We start from the raw sequence: 23372 nt of genomic DNA, 5'->3' as shown, positions 1-23372 counted from the left end.
CTGGTCATCGGCCGTCAGTAGCCCCGCGCGGCCACCGGCCACCATCGGCCCCGCCGCGGCTGACTGGCCGTCGGCCATGGCCGATGGCCGACGCCGGTATATCGGCCATCCGCATCAGGCAGCCATGGCCGGTGCGGCACACCGGCCACCCCTCGCGCTTCACACTTCTCGGCTGTCGACCAACCGGAACAGCCCCGGTGCCCACACCCGCCCTTCGCACACGTCGCAGTCGCACGAGTGCATGCACCGCCCGCACGAGAGCTCATCGCAGAACGGATCCGGCCCGTGCCACTGATGCGCGGGATCCGGGTCCGGGCACCCCCACGTCGCGCAGCTCCGGTCCTTCGACCACGTGGGGTAGATGACGTGCTCGCGTCGGCCTTCGATCCCGTGGGCCAGCGGCACGCCGGGGCACTCGAACCGGGAGGCCCGGCCGCCCTCCCTGGTCAGGAAGGCGGCCCGGCACCGCGAGCACTGGTAGCGCTGCTCCGGGCGCTTGATCAGGTGGTGAGTCATCGGGCTACCTGCCGCTGGGGGCGGGAAGTCGTCGTGCTTGCGTCCCGGATACCCCGGGCACCGTCCCGCACAGCGGATACCCGATTGCTTACCCCACCCCGGATACCCGCAGGTGAGAAAGGGGTATGTGCTGCGCGTCGGCTGCGGCCAGCGCAGCGCCACAGCGCATCGGCCACCCCGCCGTGCGCTACGCACCGCACCGCCATGGCTGATCGGCCACCGTCGGCCATGGCGCATGGCCGACGCCGGGATATCGGCCATCGGCCATGTAGCGGACCGGCCAGGGCTGATGTGACACGCGCTCGGCCACCGTGCGTGCGCTCCTCATCGGCCATCGGCCATCGGCCAAGATCCACTTCGTGCGGTGGCCTTGCGCGGGTGGCCGACGTCTCGGTGCGCGGATGGCCGATCGAGCGGGGAGCCATGCAGTCCGGGTGAGACTTCGCGCTGCTCCCGATCCGCTGGAGCGAACGCTGCGGAGAGGCATCGGCCGGGATCGGCAGCCGTTCGCCGTGCACCGCCGCCGGAACATCGTGCGCGGCGTCTGGGGGTCGGAGAGCACCTGCCGGGAGGCGATCGGCGCCCTGGCCGCCGGCGCCCAGCTGCGTCTCATGTGTCGGTCCGATCGTTGGCTCCGGGCTGGCTGAGGAGTCCCGTCGCGTCCCATGACGTGGTGTCTCGGCGCGTTCCGCCTCCCACCGCGCGATGATCCGAGGGTCCGGTCCGCAGAACACGTGCCGGAGGCGGCTGTCCTCACGAGCCGGAGCCTTCGAGGCGGTCCGGGCCCGCTTCCGCTCCGCTTCCTCCCGCCGCGTCTGTTCCACGCGCTCATCGATGCTGCGGCGGATCTCCTCGACACGCTCCACGGAGCGGCGCATGTCCGCGAACAGTGCCTTCACGCGCCGCTCCGCCTCCGCGCCGTGAGGGAGCGGCGGCAGCGTGCGGGCAGCGCTCTTGGCTTCCTCGCCGGATACCCCGGGCTTACGGGCTGCTCGCAGACGGGCCGCGTATGCCTCCCGGTCGGTGGCGTGCACCCCGTCCGGGCACAGGTTCGCGAGGTGCAGCGCACGTGTACCGTCGGCCGTAGGTGTCAAGGGGTGCCCGCGGCGGGCGCGGTTCAGCATCCCGGCCCCGACCAGCATCAGCAGGCGGTCTGCACGCGTCTTGTGGCCCTTCCCGCCGTTGGCGCCCACGATCCGCGGCGCACCGTCGGCATCGAGCATCAGCCGGCCCGTCGCCGCGGCCCGCATCCCCGCGTGGATCTGGTCCGACCACCCCAGCGTCGGCACGATCGTCCGCGCGTCCTCACGATCCGTCTGCGCCTGCACCCGCGCCGAGATCTCCGCGTCGGCCACCATGTCCGCGAGGTCCGCGGTATCCGCGGTCCGGTCCTGCTCGGCGGCCAGATCAGCCTGGTCCGCCGCCCGGTCGCGCGCATCCGCTCCTGCCGCGTCGGCTTCCGGCAGCGCAGGCGCGTGTCCGTCGTCCGCCCGCTCCGCGTCGTCTTGAGCGGCCGACAGTTCCGCGTCGCCGAACAGTCCGCCGTCCTCCGGCGGGGCCGCAGGGCGCGGATGGCAGCGCTTGGGGGCCACGTACAGGTCTGCCAGTTCCTCCGCGCCGAAGAGCGATTTCTCGGTCACGGCCGGAGCGGGGGAGGAAGCCACCTCGGTCACGAACAGGCCGTCGGCCAGGGACAGCTCGGCGCGCCGCCGGTCCTCCGCGATCTCGTCGCACTTCAAGCACGTGCGCATCGTCCGGGCCGCCAGCCCCCTGGACGCGGCCTCCGGGTCCACCGGGTTCGGCGCGAACTTCCCGCAGTAGCCCTTGGCCTTGCCCGCGTCCTGGCGGTGCAGCTCCCTGGTGGTGGTCTTGGTGGTGGCGTAGTGCATGGCCGTTCCCTTTTCGTAGTGGTGTCTGGTGGTGGGTAATCAGGCGGCGATCAGGAGGTTGTGCGCCGTCTGCCGGGCCCGGTCGGCGGCCTCTGTGCGGGTGCCGCGCTGCATCTCGTCCCACTGCGCGAACGTGATCCGCGGTTCGACGTCCGCCCAGAAGCGGACCAGGTCTTCCGAGGCCCGTGCGTAGGCGATCGTGGCCGGGCCGCTGAACAGGGCGCGCGGGTTGATGCCCTTCGCGGTGGCCTTGCGGTTCAGCAGGTTTCCGCGGCACCAGCCCTCCGCGCGCTTCCACTGCTCCTCGCAGTGCGCGCGGTAGGTCTCGCGCGACTCTGTACGGGAGTAGGCGGCGCGGGCCGACTCCTGCGCCTGCTCCCGCTCCTGCTCCCACAGCGCGATGCGCAGGATGCGCTCTCCGTCTGCGCGCACCGCGGCGTCAGCGTCGCTCTCCAGCGGGAGGGCATCGCAGCCTGCCCACATGTCGACGTCCGCGGCGTCGTCGGCCAGGAACTGGTCGCCGAACAGGCCGTCGGCGCCGTCCTCCAGGTCTTCCCCGGTCAGGTCGGAGCGCAGCGCACGCAGTGCGTGTGCCAGCTCCGCCCAGTCCATCGCGGGAAGGTGGCAGGTGGGCGCCTGAGCGGGAAGAGCCGGCGACATCTCCAGGCGGATCGCCCGCAGTTCGCCCTGAATCTCGTCGAAGCTCATTGCCGTACGCCTTCCGTGCCGTTCATGTGGTGATGCCACCACTCTAGTACGTGCCACATACCAAAACAAGGAAATGGTATGTGGCACATACGTGATGTGGGTAACATTCGCGCCCCACATCGGCAGCCACCACAAGCAGCAGCGAGGCGAAGTGACGGGACGCCACCCGCAAGGGGGCTAGAGACGCCGCCACCCCGGGAGTCCATGCACCCGGAGGCGATGAGGGCACGCACAGCAAGAAGACCCCCGGGGCACCCCCGGGGGTCTGGCGCTACTCGAGATGTCGCTACGTCGTGGGCGCGGCGCGGCGGCGCATGTCCTCAATCGCGTGCCGGGTGACGCCGTACAGGTCGGCCAGGCGCTGCGGGAGCCCGCGCTCGACCTTGGCTTCCTTGGTGGCGAGAGCTGCGGCATCCCGCTCCGCCTCCGCCTCCCTCAGCGCCCGCTCGGCCACCCTGACCTTTTCCTGGGCTTCCAGGAACGCCTTCACGCGACTGTCCTTCAGGTCCGCTTCGCTCAGCGCCTGAGGGTTCGGCTGTCGCTTCGGTGTCTTCGCCATGCGCGAGATGGTACATGCCACGTACCACGATGGTGAATACGTCAGCGTGGGATATGCCGCTCGATTTCGCGTGCGAAGCACAGAAGCCGGCGCGGCCCCGCTGGACCACGCACCGCACCGCGCGGTCCCAAACGAAGAGAAGGGGCCTCTTCCTCCTCCTGAGGAAGAGGTGTCAGCGGCGCAGGGCGCATACCCCCACGCCCTGACCTGCATGAATGCACCTTGGCGCCAATACGACCTGGTACGCACGGTGGTACTAACGGTGGTACGTACGGTGGAACGCACCGTGGAACCCACGGTGGTACCCACGGTGGTACCAATCCAGCACCGCTCAGAGTGGGCCAGTCCGGCGGACTGCGGGCAGGTTGGCCTGCCCTGCGTGAACGGCAGCCGCACGGAGCAGCGGAGCCATCGCCCACCGCGCCGTTCGCTTCCGGCGCGAGCGACGGCCCCAAGACGAAAGCCAGTTGCCGGGAGGTGGCCGGTACGGCTGTGCCCGTGCCCGTGGACGTCCTCTGTCCACAGGCACTCCGCTCCAGCGTGGCCAGATGATCCCTTTCGACCGCCAACAGCAGGACCATGCCGGGAGCACCACCCCGGTTGACCGAAGTCGTGGTGCTGCGCCGGCCGCTGATGCCCCGGGTCTCCAGCGCACCGACATCTCCGTCCATGGGCCGGCCGCGGCGCTGGCTGAAGGGGCTACCGGCCACCTCCCGGAAGGCCGCAGCAGGGGGATACCCGCGCCCGGCGGTGCGGATACCCCACTGGATACCCCAATTGACCTGCAACTTTGCCGCTCTGGGGCAAGCAGTTTGGTAAGGGGTGCTGAGCAGAGTTCACGGCAGTCGATCCGAAAGGAGCCTGCCGTGGATGCCGTACAGCCGACGTTGGTCACACGTCTGAACACCGAGTGGGAGTGGCTGTGCGCCGACCGCGGCAGCGCAGACCGCGTCCGTTCCTGGATGCTCGGCGCCGGAGTGCTGGACGCCGAGCACGCCCCCGCCGATCTGGGTGAGCTGTGCACTCTCCTGCGGAAGCGTGCTGAGCGTGGCGAACCGGGCTTCATCGACGCCTGGATGGGTGTCCTGCTGCACCGGGTGAGCGCCGGCGACGGGCGGGATGCAGAACTGGCCGCCCGCGTGCTGGTCCAGGCGATGCTCCCGCACGCCTGCCGCATGCTGCGCGGCTGTGTGCGCGAGGGCGAGGACATCGAGGACGTGGCGCAGGTGGTGATCGCCTCCCTGTGGGAGGTGGTGCGCACTTTCCCGATTGCGCGGCGGCCGCGGAAGGTCGCGGCGGGTTTGCGGCTGGAGTTGTGGCACCGGGTTTCGCGTGAGCTCAAGCGGGAGCTGGCGCCCTCCGAGCAGCTGGATGAGACGTGGGCGGCGGCGCTTCCGGGCGGTGTCGAGCCCGAGGACGCTGTCGAGCCGGTTCTGCTGGCGCGGGCCGCGGAGGAGGCCGGCCTTCAGCCAGCGGCCAGTGCGGTGGAGGAGCTGGAAGGGGCCCGCGGCGAAATGGTCGCGCTCCTGGTGTGGGCGCTGGAGTGCGAGGTGCTCACGACGGAGGCGGCGTCCGGGATCTGCGATCACTACCGCGAGGGCGCGCCGCAGGATGCCGCGGCGGCGTCGGCGTGGGGGTTGAGCCCGGTGGCGCTGCGCCGTCGGCGCAGCCGGGCGGTGGCCCGACTTCGGCAGGCGGCGCCGCAGTGGGTCGAGGCGGCCTGAGGAGGCCGTCAAAAGTTTTTCGGTCGCTGTGTCACATCAGGGCCGATCGAGCTCCCTTCTCTGTGTGTGCGGGGGGATTCCGCGCACCGACACAGCGGAGGGAGCCGTCGTGAACGAGGGGCTGGGACATGAGGGAGAAGCGGTGGAACTGAAGGCGGAGGAGTTGCGGCTGGTGGCGATTCGCCGACGGGCGACGCAGCTGGCGGTCGCGTTGGTGACGGAGCCGTTCTCAGCCGACACCCACGAGCAGCTGCGGTCGTACGTGGAGCAGGACGCGGATGAGGCGCAGGTGCTCGTGCGGCAGGTGCTGGCGCTTCCGCCGGCGCGGCTGCGCGAGCGGATCGCCGAGCTGACCCGGCCCAGGACCGTGCAGCGCGAGGTGACGGCATGACGGCGACGTTCGGCCCTGCGGGCCACGGCAAGAGCCAGGCCCTCAAGGCGGCATTCAAGGACCAGGCGGCGGCTGCTCGCCGCGGCGGCCGGCGCATCTGGGCTGTGGACCCGACGGGTCCATGGGGGCATCTGCTGCGGAAGGGGCCGCAGTCATGAAGTGGCGCCGCAAGGAAGAGCCGGCACCGCCGATGGAGGAGCCTGCGGTGCCGGACACCGGGTGGGCCACCACGTCGATGTCGACGGGCGCGATGGCGAACTGGACGGCCGTGGTGCGGTGGAGCGCCTGGGGCCTGCTGCTGACGGGGCCGTTGCTCGGCGGCTTGGCTCTGGCCTCCACCGCCCAGCCGGTGGCCGTGCCCACGCGGGCCGAGGCACCGCGGGCGCAGCCGGCGTCGTCGGATGCGGTGGCACCGGCCGGCTTCGCCGAGCTGTACGTCGCCGCCTACGTGAAGGCCGGCGACAGTGACGCAGATGCGCAAGAGCTCGCCGCGTACTACCCGGCGGCCCGCTCGATGTCGTGGTCGGCCGAGGGCGGGGCGGAGCGCGCGGAGTCGGCGTCGGCGGTGCAGGTGCGGCAGATCGAGGGCGGCTACTGGTCGGTGACGGTGGCCGCGCGGATCACCGGTTCGTCGAAGGGCACCAAGAGCGGCAGCGTCCGGTACTTCCAGGTGCCGGTGAGGGCCACCGGCGGCCGCGGGACCTCGGGCTGGACAGCCGCGGCACTGCCCGCCGAGGTCGCGGCCCCGACCGGTTCCAAGGGCGCAGCTCCTGAGCTCTCGTACGGCGCAGGGCACGCGCCGCTGGATTCGGATCCGGCGGTGCAGACGGTCCGCGGCTTCCTGGCGGCGTACCTGACGGGCGGGGGCGAGCTGGACCGCTACCTCTCCCCCGGCACCACGCTGCACGCGGTGCGGCCGGCGCCGTACACGGCGGTGACGGTCACGCAGATCGCCGACCACGGCCAGGGCCCGGCCGAGGGCGCCGAAAAGCAGACGCCGCCCGACGGTGTCCAGCGCCAGCTCCTGGTCGACGTCGAAGGCGACGGCAAGCACACGGGTGGTCGGCCGATGACGTACGCGATCGAGCTGCGCGCCCGGGACGGCCGGTGGGAGGTCGCCGCGCTCGAAGCGGCACCCGCCCTGGCGACGTCCCCCAACTCTTCAGATTCTTAAGGAAAGGCACGGCTCATGAACTTCGTGCAGATGGCAGGGGCCATCTCCGACGCGAACACCCTCGTCAACCAGCTCAAGACCTTCTTTCTCGTGGGCGTGCTGGGGCTGATGTACGTCATCTCCATCGCCTACGTGTGGGGCCAGACCAAGAGCGTGCTCAAGGCCGGAGTCGCGGCCATCGGTGGTGCCGTGGTCCTGGCCATCGTCGTCAACATGACCTCGGTGCGCGACAAGATCGGCGAGGACATCAAGAACCCCGGCGGCACCGCGGCCCCGGCCTCAATCCGCGTCGTCGACCACATCGACCCGCTGAACGGCGGCCGGCGATGAGCACCACCGCTCAGCCGGAGCCGCTGATCGGCCGGTGCTTCACCAAGGCGCGCAAGCACACCCTGGTTGTGGGGCACTGGCCCGGGGGCGGCCGCATCTGGGGCGGCCCCTACACGGTCCCGCAGATCATCGTCGCCGCGGCGACCTTCGCCGCGGCCTTCCTCACCCGCGGCCTGTGGGCGCACCACGGCCTGGTTGACGTCCTGCCGCTGGTCGGCGTGCCCTACGCCCTGGCGCTGGTCGTGGGACGGATCCATGTCGATGGCCGCAATCCTCTGTCCGTTGCCGCCAGCGCGTTGGGCCTTGCGGCGAGCGGCAGCGCGGGCCGGATGGACGGCCGTCCCGTACGCCAGCGCCGAAGGGGCGCGCTGGTGGGCGTCTGCACCCTCACCTGGCAGCCGTCGAACGAACCCGGCCGTGCGGCCGCACCCCGAGAGCCGGGTCCTTCGCTCGACAAGCCGGTGCGCCCGATTCCCGCACCGTCCGTCCCGGAGAACAGGCCGGCCGCCGATCGGCCCGCGGCCGAAGTCCCAGTGGTGCGGGTGGCTTCCGGCGTCGGCGCGCTGCTCGCGGCACGGGCCGCGAGCACCACGAACACGAACGAGCAGGGGCAGTAATGCGTACTCCCGTACGGCACGTCGCCGGCAACGTCATCTGGACCCGTCACGGCACCTGCTGGGCGCTGTGGCGGGTGGAGGGCAGCGGACATGCGCAGTCCTCCCGCACCGTCAAGGAACGCCGACTGCGCGCGCTGGAGTCTCTGGTCAAGCAGCTGCGCGGCGAGGCGATGCTGCTGTCGCTGTGCCCGCAGGTCGACCCGGCCGAGGTAGTGCGCCGCATGACCGATGGCGTCGATCTGGCCGCCTGCGAGCGTTACGCGCAGCTGGCGACGCGGGTGTGGGACCAGCTGGAGCGCCTGGAGCTGACCAGCCGGACGGACTGGCTGGCCGTTCCGCTGCCCGCCGGCACCAAGCGGCAGGCGGCCGGCATGGCGATCGATGCGGCCCGCGCGGAGATGGCCCAGCAACTGGGCCTGCTGCCCGCACCGGTCAGCGCCCGCGAGGAAGTGCGGCGGCTGCGGCAGGCGCAGGACCTCGCGGCGTCCTGGCCCTCGACGGTGGCTCTGCGTCCTGCGACCGAGGCCGAGATTCTGTGGATCTACGGGCACAGTGCGCGGCGCGGGGTGCTGGAGCCCCTGCTGCCCGAGCCGGAGCAGTCCACCGGCCGCGGGCGCGGCCGCGGCGCAGCGGCGCTGGGGCAGGTGGTTCTGGCAGAGGGCGCCCTTCCGACCGCCGAGGGTGGCGACGATGCCGACGTGCACCGGGGCCGGTTCGGGCGGCGCTGGCTGCAGGTGAGCACCGAGTGGGGCGAGTCCTACCAGACGATCCTGTCGCTGACGGAGATGCCCGAAAGGTTCGTTTTCCCGGGCAGTGAGTACCTGGCGAGCTTGGACGAGTTCGGCTTTCCGGTGGACTGGGTGATGCGGATCAAGGTGACGCCCGGGGATGTCGCCGAGGCCAAGGCACTTCGGCAGGCACGCGAAGTGGCAGGCCAGGCCGGGGAGTACGAGGGCGAGACGGCCGGCGTCCCCTCGCGGGTGCTGGAGGCCGCGGAGGGGATGGACGAATACCGCACGGCCATCACCAGCTCGAAGAGCGAGGTTGAGGTGCAGGCGATGGGGGCGCTGTGCGTGTGGGGCGCCACCCCGGCTGAGGCCGAGGCCCGCGCCGCGGACCTGCAAACGCACTTCGCGGGCAACGACTACACCTTCACCCGCCCGCTCGGCGAACAGGAGAACCTCTGGTACGGGATGCTGCCGGGCGCCCGCACACCGAAGGTCATGGCCTCCTACGCCCAGGTGCTCCTCGCGCGGGACTTCGCCATGGCCGGCGCCTTCGGTGGATCGGCCCTGGGTGACGCCAAGGGCCCGCTGTACGGGCTCCAGCTGGCCGGCGGCGGCACCCGTCCGGTGCTGACCGACTGGTCGCTCGGGCCGCGCAAGGCCGCTTCCGCGTCCGCTGCGTTCATCGGGGAGCTCGGCGGCGGCAAGAGCGTCGCGATGAAGACCGCCGTCTACGGGATCCTCGCCGCCGGCCGCAAGAGCGATCAGCCCGGAAGCCGCGGGCGGGCTGTCATTGTCGACCGGACACCGCAGCAGGAGTGGGTCCGGTTCGCGCAGGCGTGCCCTGGCACCACCCAGGTCATCACCATCGACGACCAGGCCCAGGTCTCCCTCGATCCGCTGCGCACCATCCTCGACCGCGCGCAGGCACAGCGCCGCACGGAGTCGTTCCTGACGCTGCTGCTGGGCGTTGCCCCGATGAGCGACCAGGGTGTCGCGCTGTCGGAAGCGATCGCAGTGGTCCTGGCAGGCCCGGCGCCGTCCATGGCCACGCTGGTGGGCGAACTCCAGAGCCGGGGCAAGCGCGATGCGACCTCGAATGCGGTAGCGCGCAAGCTCAGCGCGGTGTCCCGCAAGGATCTGGCTCGCACCATCTTCGACCCCGCGCTGCCGGTGGTGGACACCTCGAGGGCCGATGCGATCGTCTTCGCCACCGCCGGCCTTGCCCTGCCCAAGGAACACGAGCTCAGCGCTGACCGGCTGGCGACGCTGGAGTTCGAGAAGGTCTTCGGCCGGGCGACGCTGTATCTCATCGCGGCACTGAGCCGAGAAGTGTGCTTCGCCAACCCTCACGAGTTCTGCGTGGCCGTGTGGGACGAATGCTGGTGGCTGACGTCCAGCCCCGAGGGCATGAGCCTGCTCCTGGAGCTGGTTCGCGACGGCCGCAAGCACGATGCCGGCGTTTTTGCCGGCAGCCACGATGGCGAGGACATCGGCCCGAAGGAATCCGCCGCGGGGCAGGTCATCCGTGGCCTGTTCCCCCGGAAACTGTTGTTCCGGCAGACCGACGTCGCCCTCGCGCGGCGCGGCCTCGCCTTCCTCGACCTCGACCCGGGCGATGCGGACCTGGTGGAACTGGTCACCACCGGCCTGTCCCCCGTGGACGTGGACGACGAGCTCCGCGCGCAGCGGGCTGGTGAGTGCCTGCACCGCGACCTGTACGGCCGTATCGGTGGGATGCAGATCGTCGTCCCGGCCGACCCCGAGGCAGAGGCCGCCATTCACTCCGACCCGGCCGTACAGGTCACGGCATGAGGTGGCTGCGCCTGGCCGGGCAGACGGCGTGCGCAGGGCGGTGGGGTGCCTGGCGGCTGGTGTTGGTGCTGTGCGTCGCGGCGATCCTCATCACCGGGCTGGCCGCGCACGCGGCCGCAGCGCCGGTGCCCGCGCCGTCGGCCTCGACCAGTGCGCAGCCCAGCCCGCCCGAATCCACCACTGACGGAAAGCCGGCGCCCGGTGCAGCGGGCGGCGTGGCGTACGAGGACACCGCGCAGGGCAAGGCGGCCGCGAAGAAGGCGCAGCGGGAGGCCAAGGAGTCGCTGCGCAAGAAGCTGCACCGGCTGGGTATCGGCAAGAACGACCTCCTGGACAGCTTCCATGTCACTGATGAGCACGGCATCCCGGTCTCGGCGTTCAAGGTGGACTCCGAGAGCGGCGACTGGTCCGACTGGGGCCTGAAGGTCGACGAGTGGCTGACCAGCTTGCTGTTCATGTGCACCAAGTGGCTGGTCGCGTTCGCCTGCTGGCTGCTCACGTGGGCGCTGGGTTTCAAGTTGGCCTCGCTGCTCCTCAAGCCGGCCCTTGCGGTCTCCGACTCCCTTTACAACAGCGTCGTGGTGCAACTCGGCTTGCCCGGCCTGTGCCTCGCCTTCAGCGGCACCGTCGCGGCCTACCACTTTTTCTTCGGTGACCGCTCGCGCGGCTGGGGTGAGCTCACCGCGTCACTGCTGATCTCCGCGCTCGCGGTCACCAGCCTCGCCTCGCCGCCCCAGACGCTGCTCGGCCCCGACGGTGCGGTGGGCAAGGCGCGTGACCTGGGGGTCGCCGTGGCCGCCATCGTCATGGGCAACGAGGACCCCACCGGACGGTCGCACGACGCGGTGATCGGCATCACCACGCCGATCACCGACGAAATCGTCAATGCCTTCGTGGTGCAGCCGAGCATGGTGCTGACCTACGGCCAGACGTTCACCGACGACACCAAGGACAAGTGCGCCTCGCAGTTCACGTCCTCCCGCATCTCGACCGCATTCGTCAACGAACAGGTCGCCCGGCAGACCAAGGCGATCAAGGACATGCCGGGTGCGGGGGACATCCTCGCGCCCGGGATCGGCGGCAAGGTCGAGGACTTCGTCAAGGACAAGGCCGCGCAGTGGGGCGTGGACACCTTCGGGCCAATCAAGCCCGACGCCAAGTTCGAGAAGGCGTGCGTCAGCGGCAACGCCAAGGAAGCGAAAAAGGCTTCCGGCGACAAGCTCGCCGGAGCCGCCTTCATGTTCCTGGCAGCACTGTTGGTCTGCGCGCTGATCATCGGGCTCGCCGGCAGCTACCTGGCCGCCCAAGTCTGGCTCGCTGCCGAGGCGATGCTGCTGCGCTGCGCACTGATCGCCGGCACCCTGCCGGGGCCCGGCCGAGCGTGGCTGTGGTCGCGGGGCGCCGCGATCGCCCGCGGCCTGGCCCTGCTCGTCGGCCTCGTAGTGGCGCTCGGGGTGTTCGTCGTGGCCGTCACCGCAGTGGTCTCCGCACCCGCGACGGACCTCCCCGGCGGCATCGTCGTCCGCTTCGTCACCGTCGACATCCTGTGCGTCGGTGCGCTCATTTTCCGCAAGCGCCTGGTCAGGGGCTCGCAGCAGATGGCCGCCCGGCTCAAGACCCGCGTCGGCGCGTCCAAACTCGGAGGCACCGCCGCCCCGTCCAACCTCGGCACTGGTGGTGGCGGTCGGCGCGGCACCCTGGGCAAGATCGGCGGGGCCGCGCTGATGCTCGGCATGATGGCCGCCACCGGCGGCACCGCCGGCGCCATCGGCGGCGGCCTGGGCCGGGCCGGCAGCACCCGCACCCTCGGGCACCTGGCCAAGGGCGCCGGCCGCCTCGCCCGCGGCGCCGAGAAGACCGTACGTGCCGGAGCCCGGACCGGCATGCGCGTGGGCCGCTTCGGCCTCAAGTACGGCCCCGGGCTGCCGGTATACGGCCCCCGGGCCGCACACCGTGCAGTGACGGCAGCTCAGGCCGTGCCCGGCCAGGTCACCGGTGCGGCCACGCAGCTCAAAGACCGCCTCGATGCCGCACGCGAGACGTACGAGCCACAGGTGCGGGACTTCGCCGACGAATACTGGCGCGGCATCGGCGGCCGCTGGATCAGCAACCGTGCCCGTGCCCGCCGCGGCCTGCCACCGCTGCCCTCCCGCCCCTCGGGCCGCCGAACCACCGGCCCAGCAGCGCGGGGTGCGACGGGCCGGACGCCCAACCCGGCGCCCGCCGCTGCGCCACGGCGCAGCCGGCGCCCGCAGATGGTGCCGAACCGGCCGATGACCCCGCCGGCGTCCAGCCAGCAGGCGAGCCTGCAACAGCGCCTGCACCGCATCCGCACCCGCGCCGCCGCTGCCAACCGGCCCGTCACCCCGTCCGCACCGCCGCGCCGCCAGCCCTCGCCGCCCCGGCCCAGGAGGCGTTCGTGAAGAAGCCCGCCATCGCTACCGGCGTGGGCCTCGCCACCGCAGTCTTCGCGCTGATCGGCGTGCTGGTGCTGTTCATCGCCGCTGTCGCCAGCGGCGCCGCCGGCCACCAGGAGGAGCAGGGCGCAGCCGGGTCGCAGATATCGATGCAGGGCGGCCAGGTCGGCGACATCCCCCCGAAGATGCTGGCCCTCTACCGGCAGGCGGCTCCGGCCGGCTGCCGCGGGCTGGACTGGAGCGTGCTCGCGGCGGTCGGGAAGGTGGAGACCGACCACGCCCGGCATCCCACCATGCGCAGCTCGGCCGGCGCGGTCGGGCCAATGCAGTTCTTGCCGAGCACTTTCACGGGGTACGCGTACCCCGTGCCGCCGGGCGGCGCGAACCCGCCGACACCGTGGGACGCCACCGACGCGGTGTATGCGGCGGCGCGGATGCTGTGCGCCAACGGCGCCAAAGACGGCACCAGCCACGGGGTGTACAAGGCGATCTACTCCTACAACCACGCCGACTGGTACGTGCGCAAGGTCCTCGCCCAGGCCAAGTCCTACGCGACGGCGCAGCCCAGCGGGCCCGGCTCGGACGCTGACGGCACTTCCAACCCGATCGTGCAGACCGCGCTCTCGAAGCTCGGCACGCCCTACGTCTGGGGCGGCGGCACCGTCAACGGGCCGACCGGCGGCGGGTTCGACTGCAGCGGCTTGACGTCCTACGCCGTCTACCAGGGCACCGGCCACAGAGTCGTTCTGCCGCGCACCTCACAGGCACAACGCCATGTCGGGACCTCTGTTCCACGCAGCCAGATGCGGCCCGGCGACCTCATCGTCTTCGACAAGCACAATTGGGGACACGTGGGGGTCTACGCCGGCGGAAACCGCATGATCGACGCACCAAAACCCGGCAAATCGGTTGAGATCATCAGTCTGGCCGGGTACTGGGAGCAGTACGCGTGGGACATCCGCCGCGTTGCGTGAGAAGCAGTTCGAGAGTCACCTGGCCACTGGCGCGGACCCGATCTATTCACGAATCGATGGCCCACTTCAACCAGGGCGCGGTGTCGAGGGCATTGCGGGTGTACGTAACAGTCGTGATTTTCCGGGCCTCCGGTACCACGAAGGGTACGCACAGGGTGTGGTCCTCGCCCTTCCGCCAAGTGGCGCTGATCTTTTCAGGCTGGCAGTCGGCCGGCCTGCTCTTCAGGTCTTCGAGGAAGGTCAACGGCGTCCCCTGGCGGCCGCCCTCGGAGAGCAACCCGACCCTGCCCGCCGTCACCGTAGGCCCGCTGAGCGGGGTGTCACCACCGACCAACTTCGCGTTCACATACAGCCACGCCAGCGTGGCCCCTGGGTACATCTTCTCCTTCCCCACCTCGTCCCACTCGTCGAGGTCGGAAGGCTTGCCCATGACGACCCGCTGCGGCGTGATGACGAACTTGCCTTCCTTCATGTCATCGTCCAGGACTTCCTGGGCTTGGGGGCTTGGCTGACCCAGCTTGAGAGCACTGCGCTTGACGCTTTCGCTGGTCGCGGCACCGGCGGGGTGAATCGCGTTCTGAATGACCAAGAACAGCACCCAGACCAAAGGGATCAACGCCCCCAAAGCGGCGGGCCGTCGGCGCAGCGGTGCTCCCGGATCGAGCTGCTGGCCGGGCTGCCCTGGAACCGGTGGTGGGAGCTTGTTGAGCTTGGCCCTGACCGTGAGATTCGAGATCAGCGTGAAAGGGGTGAAGGCAATCACTGAGAACGGGCTCCACCAGCCTTGCCAGAGCGTCTTTCCAGTCATCTCGCGCAGCACGGCTGTGCCGCAATTCCGACAGAAGGGGCCCTTCAAGCTCTGGAACCGCATCATGATGAGAATGCCCTGGTGTCCGCGAACGGTCACGTCCGCAGCAGGTATGGCGCCACAGATCCGACAGGCCGGATACGGGCTACCTGCCGGGGCCTGTCCCCAGGCCATCGGTTGATCGTAGCCCTGGCCCTGTGCCTGCCACTGACCGGAGGCCCCGGGCTGGGGAGGCTGCGCAACGGATTGCCCGTAGGCAGGGGGTTGTGGCGTCTGGTGCTGGGCAGGCTGAGGAGCTTGGGACGGGTCCGGCTGCGGCTGAGGTTGCGGCGGTGTTGTCACTGAAATCCCCCGATTTCCTTGAGATGGCAGAGCCAGAAGAGGACGGTCGGGTGCCGGCGGGCTCAACAGGCTCATGGCGCCATGAGGGTGGCCCATCGAATCGGCATGTATCGCGGTGCCCTCGACTCCCGTGCGTCACACGGTGAACTCGGAATACTAACCTTGATCTTTTGTGACGGTCCGTCGGTTTCTGCGGCGGGCCGTTTCGGTTGTTGCGGTGATTGCGGGAGCGACGCCGGCCCGCCTGTCGCGTCGGGTGGGCACCGGGCTCCCCCTCCTGGGCGACCATCGGGCGCGCAGCCGCAGAATCCGCAACGGATGCCTCCAACGCGCCCCTCGTGGCCGTCCACCGCTCCCCTCCGCTACGAACTCGTGCGGTACGAGCGTCACGTTCGATATCTGATGCCTTCACCGGTGCAGTCGGTCGGTCCGTGAGGCCACTCGCTCAACGAAGAGAAAAAGGTGAGGCCCGTGTGTCACATCAGGGCGGATTCGCCTCCCTTCTCTGTCTGAGGCGGCAAGGTATGCCGCCCGGCGAGGAGGCACAGATGAATCCGCACGGAGTCACGACGAGCCAGCGGGACCTGCGGTGACCGGCATCCTGCCCCGTACGTCGGAGGTGGGGCACTGGCTGTGGACGCTGATCGAGGCCGGTCTGGCGAGCCTGTGGTGGATCGCCCTTGTCGGTCTTGGCGCTGCGGCTGTGTGGGTGGCGGCCGCGGTGTGGTGGCGCCGTCGGGCGGTGCGCGAACTTTCCGACCGCACGCGGGTGGAGCTGGTGCCGGCGACCACGTTCGACCCGGACGTGCTGGAGGTAGGTCGCGTGGCGGGCCGGCTGGCCAGTGTGCGTTCGGCCAGCGGGACGCTTCCACGGCGCGCGGCCGCGGTGCGCGTACGAGTCGTGGCGGGTGAGGAGGGACGCCTGCACTACTGGTGGGAGGGCCCGAAGCGGTCGGCTGGAGTGTTGCGGCAATCCGGATATCGGCGGGTCGAAGTCGCCGCTCCTCAAGCTCCCTCCGAGCGACGGTGGCGCATCCGGTTCGCTGGTGCTGCGCCGCTGAAGCGGGGTGGTTCGTGGTGAGCACCGTCAACCTGACCAAGGCCGCCGCCAAGGACAGCAGTGTGGAGGGGCCGCGTTACGTGGCGCGGGCTGAGCTGGTGCTGGCGGGGCCGGATCACCGTCCGCTGGGCAAGGCCGGGCTGGACCCCGACCCTCTGGAGCACGTGGCGGCCGTGTTCGCCCAGGTGCGCACCGAGGCGGGTGAAGAGGCCGAGCTGGTCGTCGACCTGGTCCCGGTGCCTGGCCGGAAGGTGGCCCGTCGGCGCCGTGCGTTGATGCGGCGCGCCGCCCGGCGCGGGCCGTCCGCGTACGGCGAGCAGCTCGGCGGGGCTGGCCGCGCGGGCGGCGCGATGGAGATCCTGCGTGACGGTCTGGGTGTCTCCGCAGGTGGAGGGGCCAAGCGGACGGCGCGGGTGCCGCGGCAGAGTGACCTGTCCGAGGGGGTAGGGAAGTTCACTCCCGGTGCTGAGGTGTTCGCCCTCCAGGCGCTGGTGCGGTGTGTGGCCCGGCATCCGCAGCAGGCGCAGGCTCGCCTGCATCAGATGTTGGCGGCGATGGAGGCATTTAGCGGCGAGAACCGCTTCGTGCCGGTCGGCCCGAAGTGGGGCCCGTGGCGTCGGTATTCGAGTGCGTGGTGGCTGCGGGACCGTTTCGACCGGCGGCTGGAGCGGGGGGACTTCGCGCCCGCCCGTCGGCAGTGGGTGACGTGGCAGGAGATCGCGGGGCTGCTCAAGCCCCCTTCTGCACGTTGCGAGGCACCGAATGTGGTGCGGTGTGGCGGCGTCGTCCCGCCGGCTCCCGCCGCGCTGCCGACTTGGACGGGGCAGCGCGATGTTCTGCCGCTGGGGCGGGTGACCGGCCCGGACGGTACCGAGCGGCTTGCCGGCGCTCGGGCCGCCGATGTGCTCTTCGGCGCGTTCTACGGCAAGTCGGGGTTCGGCAAGACGGAGATGGGCCTGGTGCAGTGTCTGGCCCGTGCCTACGCCGGCGACGGGGCCTGGTTCCTGGACCCGCATGGTGCGGCGTGGCAGCGGGTGCGGCCCTATCTGGCCCACCCCGCGGTCGCCAGCCGGGTGTGGGAGATCAACTTGGCCCGGCCGGCGATGAGCGACCGGATGGCGTGCTGGAACCCGTTGTCCATGGAGGGCCGGGCTGTTGAGGAGACCCAGGACGTCATCGGTTCGGTGGTGGGCGCGGTCGCCTCCGCCCACTCCTGGGGAGAGCACGCCACCCGTGCGCGGACGCTCTTGTCCAGCGCGGCACGCACGCTCGCCCTGCTCTCCCATCACCTGGTGAGCACCGGGCATCCGGAGTTGCAGCCGACGGTCTTCCAGCTCCGCACTCTGCTGGAGGACGAGGAGTGGCGCGAGGCGGTGCTGGCGGTCCTGGACCCTGCGGAGACGACCTACTGGCGCCGGTCCTTTCCTGACTTGGAGGCCGCCGCGCGTAACCCGGTGACCAGCGCGCTCTACCGGCTGGACAACTCGCTGTCTCTCCGGGCGTTCCTGGGCTCCCCCAGGTCGTCTTATGACGTGCGTCGGGCGATGGACGAGCGGCAGGTCGTCTTCGTGTGCCCGTCCGGCACCGGAGAGAGCGATGAGCTGGTCACGGCTCTGCTGTTGTTCGACCTGTTCCGGGCCGGGATGTCGCGCATCGACACCGCGGTGGAGGACCTGGCGACGTTCTGGGCGTGGGCTGACGAGCTGACCGCTGTTGACGGTGCCTCCCACGGCCATGTCGCCAAGATCCTGGAGCAGCTGCGCAAATTTCAGGTTCGGTTCATGGGGATGACGCAGATGGCGATGCGGCTGTCCCCCGAGACCCGGGCCGCCCTCATGCAGAACCAGTCGCTGTTGTCGGCGACGGCGGCGGACTTCGACGAGGCCGGCTTCGTGACCAAGCGCCTGCCGGGGATCGACGCGGAGACGGTGCTGAGCTTGGACAAGTACGAGTACATCCAGTCGGTCATGCTCCGCGGTAAGAGGAGCACGCCCTTCAGGGTCCGCGGCGTTGCGGTCGATGAGGTCTTCGCCGAATACCGCAACGAGGCAGGGCTGCCTGCCCTGGACAAGGCGATCGACCAGAACCTGAGCCGCCGCACGGTCGGCGAGATTCTCGCGACCCAGCGGGGCCTGGACGACGCGATCCTCGCCCACCTCACCACCGGCCGGACACCTCCGCCGCGCCCGGCCGGCCCCGGGTCCGGCGACGTGGTCCGCACGCTCCGCCCGGTCTGACCCACTTCACAGAAAGGCTTCCGATGCCACGCCCACGTTTTCTGGACCCCACGGACCGGGGTCTGTCCCAGCTCGGGCAGGAGATCCTGCCCGTCCTCTACCGCCACCGGCTGCTGACCGCCAGCCAGCTCACCCAGCTCCTGCGCCCGGCCGCCACCTCCACCCGCTACGTCCGCCGGCAGCTGGAAGTGCTCCACGGCCGCGGCATGGTCGACGCGTCGGTCCGCCGCACCAGCCGCGCCGGCGAACTCCTGTGGTACACCACCGCGCTGGGCTGCGAGGTCGTCGAGACCGGCGGGGAGCTCGCACCGCGGCCCTACCGCATGACCGAGGACGCGGCTGCCAGTCAGCTTCAGGAGCACACGCTCGCCGTCAACGAGCTGGGCCTCGCGTTCGTACAGCACGCCCGGCGCCTGGGAGATGAGTGCGGCCCGCTCGACTGGGACCCCGAAGTCGCCCACCGCGTCCGCGACGGCGATAGCCGCCTGGGCGACGAGGCGGTCCTGGTGCCCGATGCCGTGCTCCGCTACATCCACACCACCCCCGCCGGCAACGGCGGACAGCAGCGGATGCTGCTGACCTTCTTCTGCGAGATCGACCGCGCCACGATGAGCATCGCCCGCCTGGCCGCGAAGCTGCACGCCTACGCCCGCTACGCCCGCTACGTCCCCCAGCCGGCCCCGGGCCGCGGCCGGCCGAAGGCCGCAGGCGGGTACCGGCGGGAGGCATGGCGCGCCCGCTACCCGTCCTTCCCCCGGGTCCTGCTCGTGCTGGACGGCGCCTCACAGCGCCAGCTAGCGAAGCGGGCCGACGATCTGCGGGCCCTGGCGGCCGCGGACACACGTCTACAGCCGGCCGCCACAGACTTGCAGGCCGCAGTGACCACCCTCGAACAGCTCCGCGTTCATGGGCCGTTCGCGCCGATCGTCACGCCGGTCCTCGGCGATACCGAGCCGACCGACGTCCTGCTGCGCCCGTCTGCCGCTGCCACGTCCGTGGCCTGAGTCGAGGAAAGAGAGACATGTTCCGCTTCTTTCGCCACAGGCGCCGCAGCCTGCCGGCCGAGTCCCTAGGAGGCGTCGCCGTTGTCGACGTCACCGCCTTCCCGGAACGGCATACCGAGCGGTGCGCGCAATTCGCCACGGTGGCTCAGCCGCTAGGGCCGTTGGTGACCGAGATGATCGCCCTGCACACGCACACGCGGCATCTGTCGTGGCTGTCCGAGCGGGAACACTGCCCGGACTCCTACCGGCTGCTGGCCCGCTCCATCGTCCGTGAGGTGCTGGCCGGATGGCACCACCAGACCGACGGCCGCGGCACGATCGGGGACCTTCTTACCGATGACACCCGCCGCGCCCGCCGTCCTCGCGTGCCGGAGCAGGAGGGTGCGCCAGCATCGGAGTCGGCTGCCTCTCGCTGCGGTTCGGAGGGCGAGGATTCGGTGCAGCGGCAGCCGGCGCCTGCGGACTGGTGGTCGCAGAAGACGTTCGAGGCGGAAGACGCGGACGACGCGTCGCCACCGGAGGTGTCGGATTCCGGCCCCGTCTCCCGTGGACCTGATCTTGGAGCCTGTGAGCTGGCAGAATCGGCGCCCCGTCAGGGCGCGACGTCCTGGTGGTCGCACGCGAGGGGGCAGCAGTGAGGAAGGCCGGATGGACCGTGCTCGGCGCGACGGTGGCGGGGCTGGTGACGGGGTGCACCGGAAGTCCTCCCGCGAAGCAGCCTCCCGCCGGTGACAGCAAGCCCAAGGTGCAGAAGGTGAAGCGTGAGCTGCCCGAGGGCATGCACCGGCTCGGCCAGGGCGTCACCACGGAAGAGGGGACCTGGAAGCTGACGCCCTCCGCGCTGACCCGGGTGACGCCGACCTCGAGGGCCAAGGGTCTGCCGCGGGGGTGGCGTGCGGCGAAGATGACCTGGACGCTCACCAACAAGACCAACGAGATTCAGCAGCTGCTGGACCTCTCCCCCACGGTCCGGTACGGGGCGATGGGACGGCCCGCCGCCGAGTTCACCGACACCGGCATCGAGGGGATTCCCGACGCGATCAGCGACGATCCGCCGCAGGTCAAGCCCGGTGGTGCCTACACCCTGACGGTGGGAGTCGCGGTGCCGGCCGACGCGGCCGGAGAGCCGGTCACCCTCACCACGCGCCCCACGACGATGTTCGGGGACACCGGCGACGTCGCCTTCTTCGAGGGCCCGTTTCCCGGAGCAGCTGCTCGCAAGGACGCTGTCCTCCACCCGCGGCCGGCACCGGAGACCCGCAAGACGCTGGCGTTCGGTCAGTGGAAGGCGGATCCGCAGATGACCGTCGACCATGTCCGGCCGGAGGGCACCGCCAGTGGCAGGGCCACGTTCTCCGGGGAGCTGACCGTGCGCAATACCGCGGAAGTGGCGGATCTGCCCTACACGCCGATGAAGAAGAGCCTGCGCGTCTACTACGGCGACGAGCTGAAGGAAGCCGACCTGATCCCCGGCGGGGCCGGCGCCGCGGACACCGGCTTCATCGCTCCGCAGCGTGCCGCTACCCATACGTTCCATTTCTCGCTGCCCAAGGGGGCTAAGGCGGAGTCGGTGACGGTCGAGGTGACCGACCTGGGAAGCGCTGAGGGCACTTTTGAGGGCAAGATCGCTGACTAGGTGTCATATCGGGATTCTCGTCACATCTGTCGGCACCCGCGCCTGGAAGTCGGCTACCGCTCCGCACCGAATTGCCGGAGATGCCTTGACCGTCCCACAAAAACAGACTTCGCGGTCTGCAAATTCGCAGGTATCGTGCAGGTCCGGCCACCCGTATGGCTCATTCGCGCCCTTGCGGTGAGTGATCAAGAAAACCGTTCCACAGCAACAGACCCACAAAACTGCTTGTAGATCGCGCCCTAGGGGAGGGAGCACTGATGCGAACCGCACGGAGCCGGGACCGGTACCGCAGGCCGCTCAAGAACAGCATGATCGCGCTGTTTACCGCAGGTTGTGCGACGTTGGCAGTCACCTCGTGCAGCGGCGCCTCTGACACACCGAAGGCTTCTCCCACGCCGTCGGCGGCCCAGCCCACCAAGTCGGCGGACCTCACCGAGACCGCCAAGAAGGAAGCAATCGCCGCCTACCAGGCTTACTGGAATGAGGTGGAGAAGCTCTACGCCGACCGCACCGGCAAGAGCGCGAAGCTCAAGCAGTACGCCGCATCCGCCGCGTTGAAGAACGCCGAGCAGGACGCGAAGCGCGCCCACGGCCGTGGCCTCTTGCTCACGGGCCATGTCACCGTCAAGGACCCGACGGTCACCAAGGTCGTCACACACGGCAAGCTGGACTACGCGGTCATCTCCAGTTGCCTGGACATCTCAAAGTGGAAAACGGTCAAGGCCGACACCAAGAAGCCGGTCACGCTGCCGTCGGACCGCCTGACCAAGTACGTCATCCAGTCCACGGTCGAGCGCTGGCCCGAAGGCTGGCGCGTCACCCGTGACGAGCCCCAGGACCGGCGATGCTGAGGCGGCGCGGCGCCGCCATCACCGCAGCCCTCCTGATCGCTGCCGCCGTCTCCGGTAACGCCTATGCCGCGGACGGTCCGAAGCCCGGCACCGGCAGCGCAGACTGCACCATGTTCTCCTGCCGGGTGGAAGCCAAGGAGCCGGGCAGTTCCGGCCGCGGCCAGCAGACGAACACGGGCGGAAGCAACAGCAGTGACGGCAAAGGCCGCACTTCACCGGTGACCTGCACCTACAAGAAGGCGGCCCCCCAGCCGCCGGCGGGAAGCCCGGACTGGGAAGGCCACAAGCCCGGCGACGGGGCCGTGTACGAACAGACCTGCCGCTACAAGAACAGCGACGACTTCTCAATTACGAGGATGGTGTGGGCGGCTAACCCGCCCAAGGGCGGCGTCGACCCCGCCGTCCTCGCCCAGCGAGCCGTGGACAAGATGCGGCTACGCGGCCCAGACATCGGCATCGTGCCGAAGCCGGGCGGCAAGGGCCTGGTGGGGCTGCCCGTGTGGATGTGGACCGCCAAGACCGCAGAGGCGTACGGGCCCAACACGGCCACGGCGTCCACAGGCGCGGTCACCGTCACTGCCACGGCGAAGGTCGACCAGATCGTGTGGGACATGGGCGACGGCCACCAGGTCACCTGCACCACGGCCGGCACGCCCTACAAGTCGTCGTACGGGAAGCAGAGTTCGCCGGACTGCGGATACCGCTACCGCCACTCCTCCAAGGACGAGCCGGGCAAGAAGTATCCGGTCACCGCCACTGCCACCTGGAGCATCGACTGGCGTGGCGGCGGCCAGACCGGTCAGATCACCCAGACCCGCCAGTCGCAGACCCAGGTCAGCATCGGCCAGCTCAAGGTCCTCAACTAGTTCCGCGGACCAGCACGTAACGGAAAGTCGGGCGCGATGAATCACTCCAGCACCCCCCAGATCCCTGCCCCCACCACCGCGCCCCCGCTGCGGCCCGAGACACCGATCGGGGCCAGCCCCGCGCCCCGGCGCCGCAAACGCTCCACCCTGGTGCTCGGCGTGCTGATCACCCTCGTCGGCATCCTGGGCACCTCCATGCTCGTGCGCAGTGCCGGAGACCGGGTCGACGTCTTGGCCGTCGCCCGGGACGTCCCGGCCGGACAGGAAATCACCGCCGAGGACCTGACCACCGCAGCACTGCCCGAAGACCCTGCCCTGCAACCGGTGAAGGCCAGCGAGAAGGACAGCGTGATCGGCAGGCGTGCCACCGCTCCGCTGCACCGCGGTGAGCTGCTGGCCAACTCGCAGATCCACGGAGGCAAGACGCTGCCCGACGGCCAGGAGCTCGTGGCCGTCGAGGTCCAGCGTGGCGCCGCGCCGGCCGACGCACTCGCTCCCGGCGATCAGGTCAAGGTCGTCTCCACGCCCGGCAAGGACGAGGCGGCCCCGGCCGCAGGCTCGAAGACGGCGAGCCCGGAGGAGATCGAGGCGAAGGTCGTCAAGGTCGGGGCGCCCAACGCCGCGGGGGCCGTCGTCATCCAGGTTGCCGTCGACTCCACCGACAGCGCCCGGCTCGCCGCCCGTGCCGCAACAGGCCGGGTTGCCATCGTGCTCGCTGCGAAGGGCTGA

Annotated in this window: 21 protein-coding genes; 17 read left to right on the top strand and 4 right to left on the bottom strand. The window is 70.3% G+C overall.

Going from position 1 to position 23372, the window contains the following annotated elements; genetic code table 11:
• Positions 1 to 512: 512 nt before the first annotated feature.
• From ABZ851_RS33205 to ABZ851_RS33195, 3 genes are all read right to left on the bottom strand, one after another.
• Complete coding sequence (locus ABZ851_RS33205; RefSeq protein ID WP_361135681.1) at positions 513 to 2405, bottom strand: hypothetical protein; 1893 nt, start codon at positions 2403 to 2405, stop codon at positions 513 to 515.
• A gap of 39 nt (positions 2406 to 2444) precedes the next feature.
• A complete protein-coding gene (locus tag ABZ851_RS33200; protein WP_361135678.1) occupies positions 2445 to 3113 on the bottom strand; it encodes a hypothetical protein in 669 nt (222 codons plus the stop codon).
• Between the two features lie 286 nt (positions 3114 to 3399).
• Positions 3400 to 3672: a hypothetical protein gene (locus tag ABZ851_RS33195; protein WP_361135675.1), complete on the bottom strand. Its 273-nt coding sequence runs from the start codon at positions 3670 to 3672 to the stop codon at positions 3400 to 3402.
• Between the two features lie 866 nt (positions 3673 to 4538).
• Here ABZ851_RS33195 and ABZ851_RS33190 point away from each other — a divergent pair.
• From ABZ851_RS33190 to ABZ851_RS33150, 9 genes are all read left to right on the top strand, one after another.
• Entirely contained in the window at positions 4539 to 5396 is an 858-nt protein-coding gene (locus ABZ851_RS33190) for a hypothetical protein (protein ID WP_361135672.1), read from the top strand.
• Between the two features lie 109 nt (positions 5397 to 5505).
• Positions 5506 to 5787: a hypothetical protein gene (locus ABZ851_RS33185; RefSeq protein WP_361135670.1), complete on the top strand. Its 282-nt coding sequence runs from the start codon at positions 5506 to 5508 to the stop codon at positions 5785 to 5787.
• Positions 5784 to 5945: a hypothetical protein gene (locus ABZ851_RS33180; RefSeq protein ID WP_361135667.1), complete on the top strand. Its 162-nt coding sequence runs from the start codon at positions 5784 to 5786 to the stop codon at positions 5943 to 5945. The genes ABZ851_RS33185 and ABZ851_RS33180 overlap by 4 nt, the downstream gene beginning before the upstream one ends.
• Positions 5942 to 6961: a conjugal transfer protein gene (locus ABZ851_RS33175; RefSeq protein WP_361135664.1), complete on the top strand. Its 1020-nt coding sequence runs from the start codon at positions 5942 to 5944 to the stop codon at positions 6959 to 6961. Before ABZ851_RS33180 ends, ABZ851_RS33175 begins: the two co-directional genes overlap by 4 nt.
• A 15-nt stretch (positions 6962 to 6976) precedes the next feature.
• Entirely contained in the window at positions 6977 to 7291 is a 315-nt protein-coding gene (locus ABZ851_RS33170) for a hypothetical protein (RefSeq protein WP_361135661.1), read from the top strand.
• Positions 7288 to 7908 (top strand): hypothetical protein, encoded by a 621-nt coding sequence (locus tag ABZ851_RS33165; RefSeq protein ID WP_361135658.1) that lies wholly within the window; start codon positions 7288 to 7290, stop codon positions 7906 to 7908. The genes ABZ851_RS33170 and ABZ851_RS33165 overlap by 4 nt, the downstream gene beginning before the upstream one ends.
• Entirely contained in the window at positions 7908 to 10448 is a 2541-nt protein-coding gene (locus ABZ851_RS33160; RefSeq protein ID WP_361135655.1) for an ATP-binding protein, read from the top strand. The genes ABZ851_RS33165 and ABZ851_RS33160 overlap by 1 nt, the downstream gene beginning before the upstream one ends.
• Positions 10445 to 12871, top strand: a complete 2427-nt coding sequence (locus tag ABZ851_RS33155; protein ID WP_361135652.1) for a hypothetical protein — start codon at positions 10445 to 10447, stop codon at positions 12869 to 12871. The genes ABZ851_RS33160 and ABZ851_RS33155 overlap by 4 nt, the downstream gene beginning before the upstream one ends.
• Positions 12868 to 13839: a bifunctional lytic transglycosylase/C40 family peptidase gene (locus ABZ851_RS33150; RefSeq protein ID WP_361135649.1), complete on the top strand. Its 972-nt coding sequence runs from the start codon at positions 12868 to 12870 to the stop codon at positions 13837 to 13839. Before ABZ851_RS33155 ends, ABZ851_RS33150 begins: the two co-directional genes overlap by 4 nt.
• Before the next feature lie 46 nt (positions 13840 to 13885).
• Here the strand turns inward: ABZ851_RS33150 and ABZ851_RS33145 are convergent, their stop codons facing one another.
• Positions 13886 to 14821, bottom strand: coding sequence for a hypothetical protein (locus tag ABZ851_RS33145; protein WP_361135645.1), 936 nt, complete (start codon positions 14819 to 14821; stop codon positions 13886 to 13888).
• Positions 14822 to 15578: 757 nt separating this feature from the next.
• Here ABZ851_RS33145 and ABZ851_RS33140 point away from each other — a divergent pair.
• From ABZ851_RS33140 to ABZ851_RS33105, 8 genes are all read left to right on the top strand, one after another.
• Positions 15579 to 16070: a hypothetical protein gene (locus ABZ851_RS33140; protein WP_361135643.1), complete on the top strand. Its 492-nt coding sequence runs from the start codon at positions 15579 to 15581 to the stop codon at positions 16068 to 16070.
• A complete protein-coding gene (locus tag ABZ851_RS33135; RefSeq protein WP_361135640.1) occupies positions 16067 to 18286 on the top strand; it encodes an ATP/GTP-binding protein in 2220 nt (739 codons plus the stop codon). The genes ABZ851_RS33140 and ABZ851_RS33135 overlap by 4 nt, the downstream gene beginning before the upstream one ends.
• 23 nt (positions 18287 to 18309) lie before the next feature.
• Positions 18310 to 19290: a replication-relaxation family protein gene (locus tag ABZ851_RS33130; RefSeq protein ID WP_361135636.1), complete on the top strand. Its 981-nt coding sequence runs from the start codon at positions 18310 to 18312 to the stop codon at positions 19288 to 19290.
• 17 nt (positions 19291 to 19307) lie between these two features.
• Complete coding sequence (locus ABZ851_RS33125; protein WP_361135633.1) at positions 19308 to 19928, top strand: hypothetical protein; 621 nt, start codon at positions 19308 to 19310, stop codon at positions 19926 to 19928.
• Positions 19925 to 20926, top strand: coding sequence for a hypothetical protein (locus ABZ851_RS33120; protein ID WP_361135630.1), 1002 nt, complete (start codon positions 19925 to 19927; stop codon positions 20924 to 20926). Before ABZ851_RS33125 ends, ABZ851_RS33120 begins: the two co-directional genes overlap by 4 nt.
• A gap of 257 nt (positions 20927 to 21183) precedes the next feature.
• Positions 21184 to 21777: a hypothetical protein gene (locus ABZ851_RS33115; RefSeq protein ID WP_361135627.1), complete on the top strand. Its 594-nt coding sequence runs from the start codon at positions 21184 to 21186 to the stop codon at positions 21775 to 21777.
• The gene (locus ABZ851_RS33110) at positions 21771 to 22643 is read left to right on the top strand and encodes an ATP/GTP-binding protein (RefSeq protein ID WP_361135625.1); all 873 of its coding nucleotides are present in this window, start codon (positions 21771 to 21773) and stop codon (positions 22641 to 22643) included. Before ABZ851_RS33115 ends, ABZ851_RS33110 begins: the two co-directional genes overlap by 7 nt.
• A gap of 36 nt (positions 22644 to 22679) precedes the next feature.
• On the top strand, positions 22680 to 23372 hold the full coding sequence (locus ABZ851_RS33105) for an SAF domain-containing protein (protein WP_361135623.1): 693 nt from the start codon (positions 22680 to 22682) through the stop codon (positions 23370 to 23372).

Origin of the sequence: Streptomyces sp. NPDC047049 (assembly GCF_040643995.1) — a bacterium.
Classification (GTDB): domain Bacteria; phylum Actinomycetota; class Actinomycetes; order Streptomycetales; family Streptomycetaceae; genus Streptomyces; species Streptomyces mooreae.
The sequence above is the reverse complement of the archived record's forward strand: the minus strand, read 5'-3'. Positions and strand labels throughout refer to the sequence as shown.

Excerpts from the sequence above, each read along its gene's own strand:
- ABZ851_RS33115 (WP_361135627.1), top strand. The coding sequence starts at position 21,184 with ATGCGAACCGCACGGAGCCGGGACCGGTACCGCAGGCCGCTCAAGAAC.
- ABZ851_RS33145 (WP_361135645.1), bottom strand. The coding sequence starts at position 14,821 with ATGGCCTGGGGACAGGCCCCGGCAGGTAGCCCGTATCCGGCCTGTCGG.
- ABZ851_RS33175 (WP_361135664.1), top strand. The coding sequence starts at position 5,942 with ATGAAGTGGCGCCGCAAGGAAGAGCCGGCACCGCCGATGGAGGAGCCT.
- ABZ851_RS33170 (WP_361135661.1), top strand. The coding sequence starts at position 6,977 with ATGAACTTCGTGCAGATGGCAGGGGCCATCTCCGACGCGAACACCCTC.
- ABZ851_RS33195 (WP_361135675.1), bottom strand. The coding sequence starts at position 3,672 with ATGGCGAAGACACCGAAGCGACAGCCGAACCCTCAGGCGCTGAGCGAA.
- ABZ851_RS33180 (WP_361135667.1), top strand. The coding sequence starts at position 5,784 with ATGACGGCGACGTTCGGCCCTGCGGGCCACGGCAAGAGCCAGGCCCTC.
- ABZ851_RS33130 (WP_361135636.1), top strand. The coding sequence starts at position 18,310 with ATGCCACGCCCACGTTTTCTGGACCCCACGGACCGGGGTCTGTCCCAG.
- ABZ851_RS33125 (WP_361135633.1), top strand. The coding sequence starts at position 19,308 with ATGTTCCGCTTCTTTCGCCACAGGCGCCGCAGCCTGCCGGCCGAGTCC.
- ABZ851_RS33205 (WP_361135681.1), bottom strand. The coding sequence starts at position 2,405 with ATGCACTACGCCACCACCAAGACCACCACCAGGGAGCTGCACCGCCAG.
- ABZ851_RS33200 (WP_361135678.1), bottom strand. The coding sequence starts at position 3,113 with ATGAGCTTCGACGAGATTCAGGGCGAACTGCGGGCGATCCGCCTGGAG.
- ABZ851_RS33105 (WP_361135623.1), top strand. The coding sequence starts at position 22,680 with ATGAATCACTCCAGCACCCCCCAGATCCCTGCCCCCACCACCGCGCCC.
- ABZ851_RS33110 (WP_361135625.1), top strand. The coding sequence starts at position 21,771 with ATGCTGAGGCGGCGCGGCGCCGCCATCACCGCAGCCCTCCTGATCGCT.
- ABZ851_RS33165 (WP_361135658.1), top strand. The coding sequence starts at position 7,288 with ATGAGCACCACCGCTCAGCCGGAGCCGCTGATCGGCCGGTGCTTCACC.
- ABZ851_RS33160 (WP_361135655.1), top strand. The coding sequence starts at position 7,908 with ATGCGTACTCCCGTACGGCACGTCGCCGGCAACGTCATCTGGACCCGT.
- ABZ851_RS33155 (WP_361135652.1), top strand. The coding sequence starts at position 10,445 with ATGAGGTGGCTGCGCCTGGCCGGGCAGACGGCGTGCGCAGGGCGGTGG.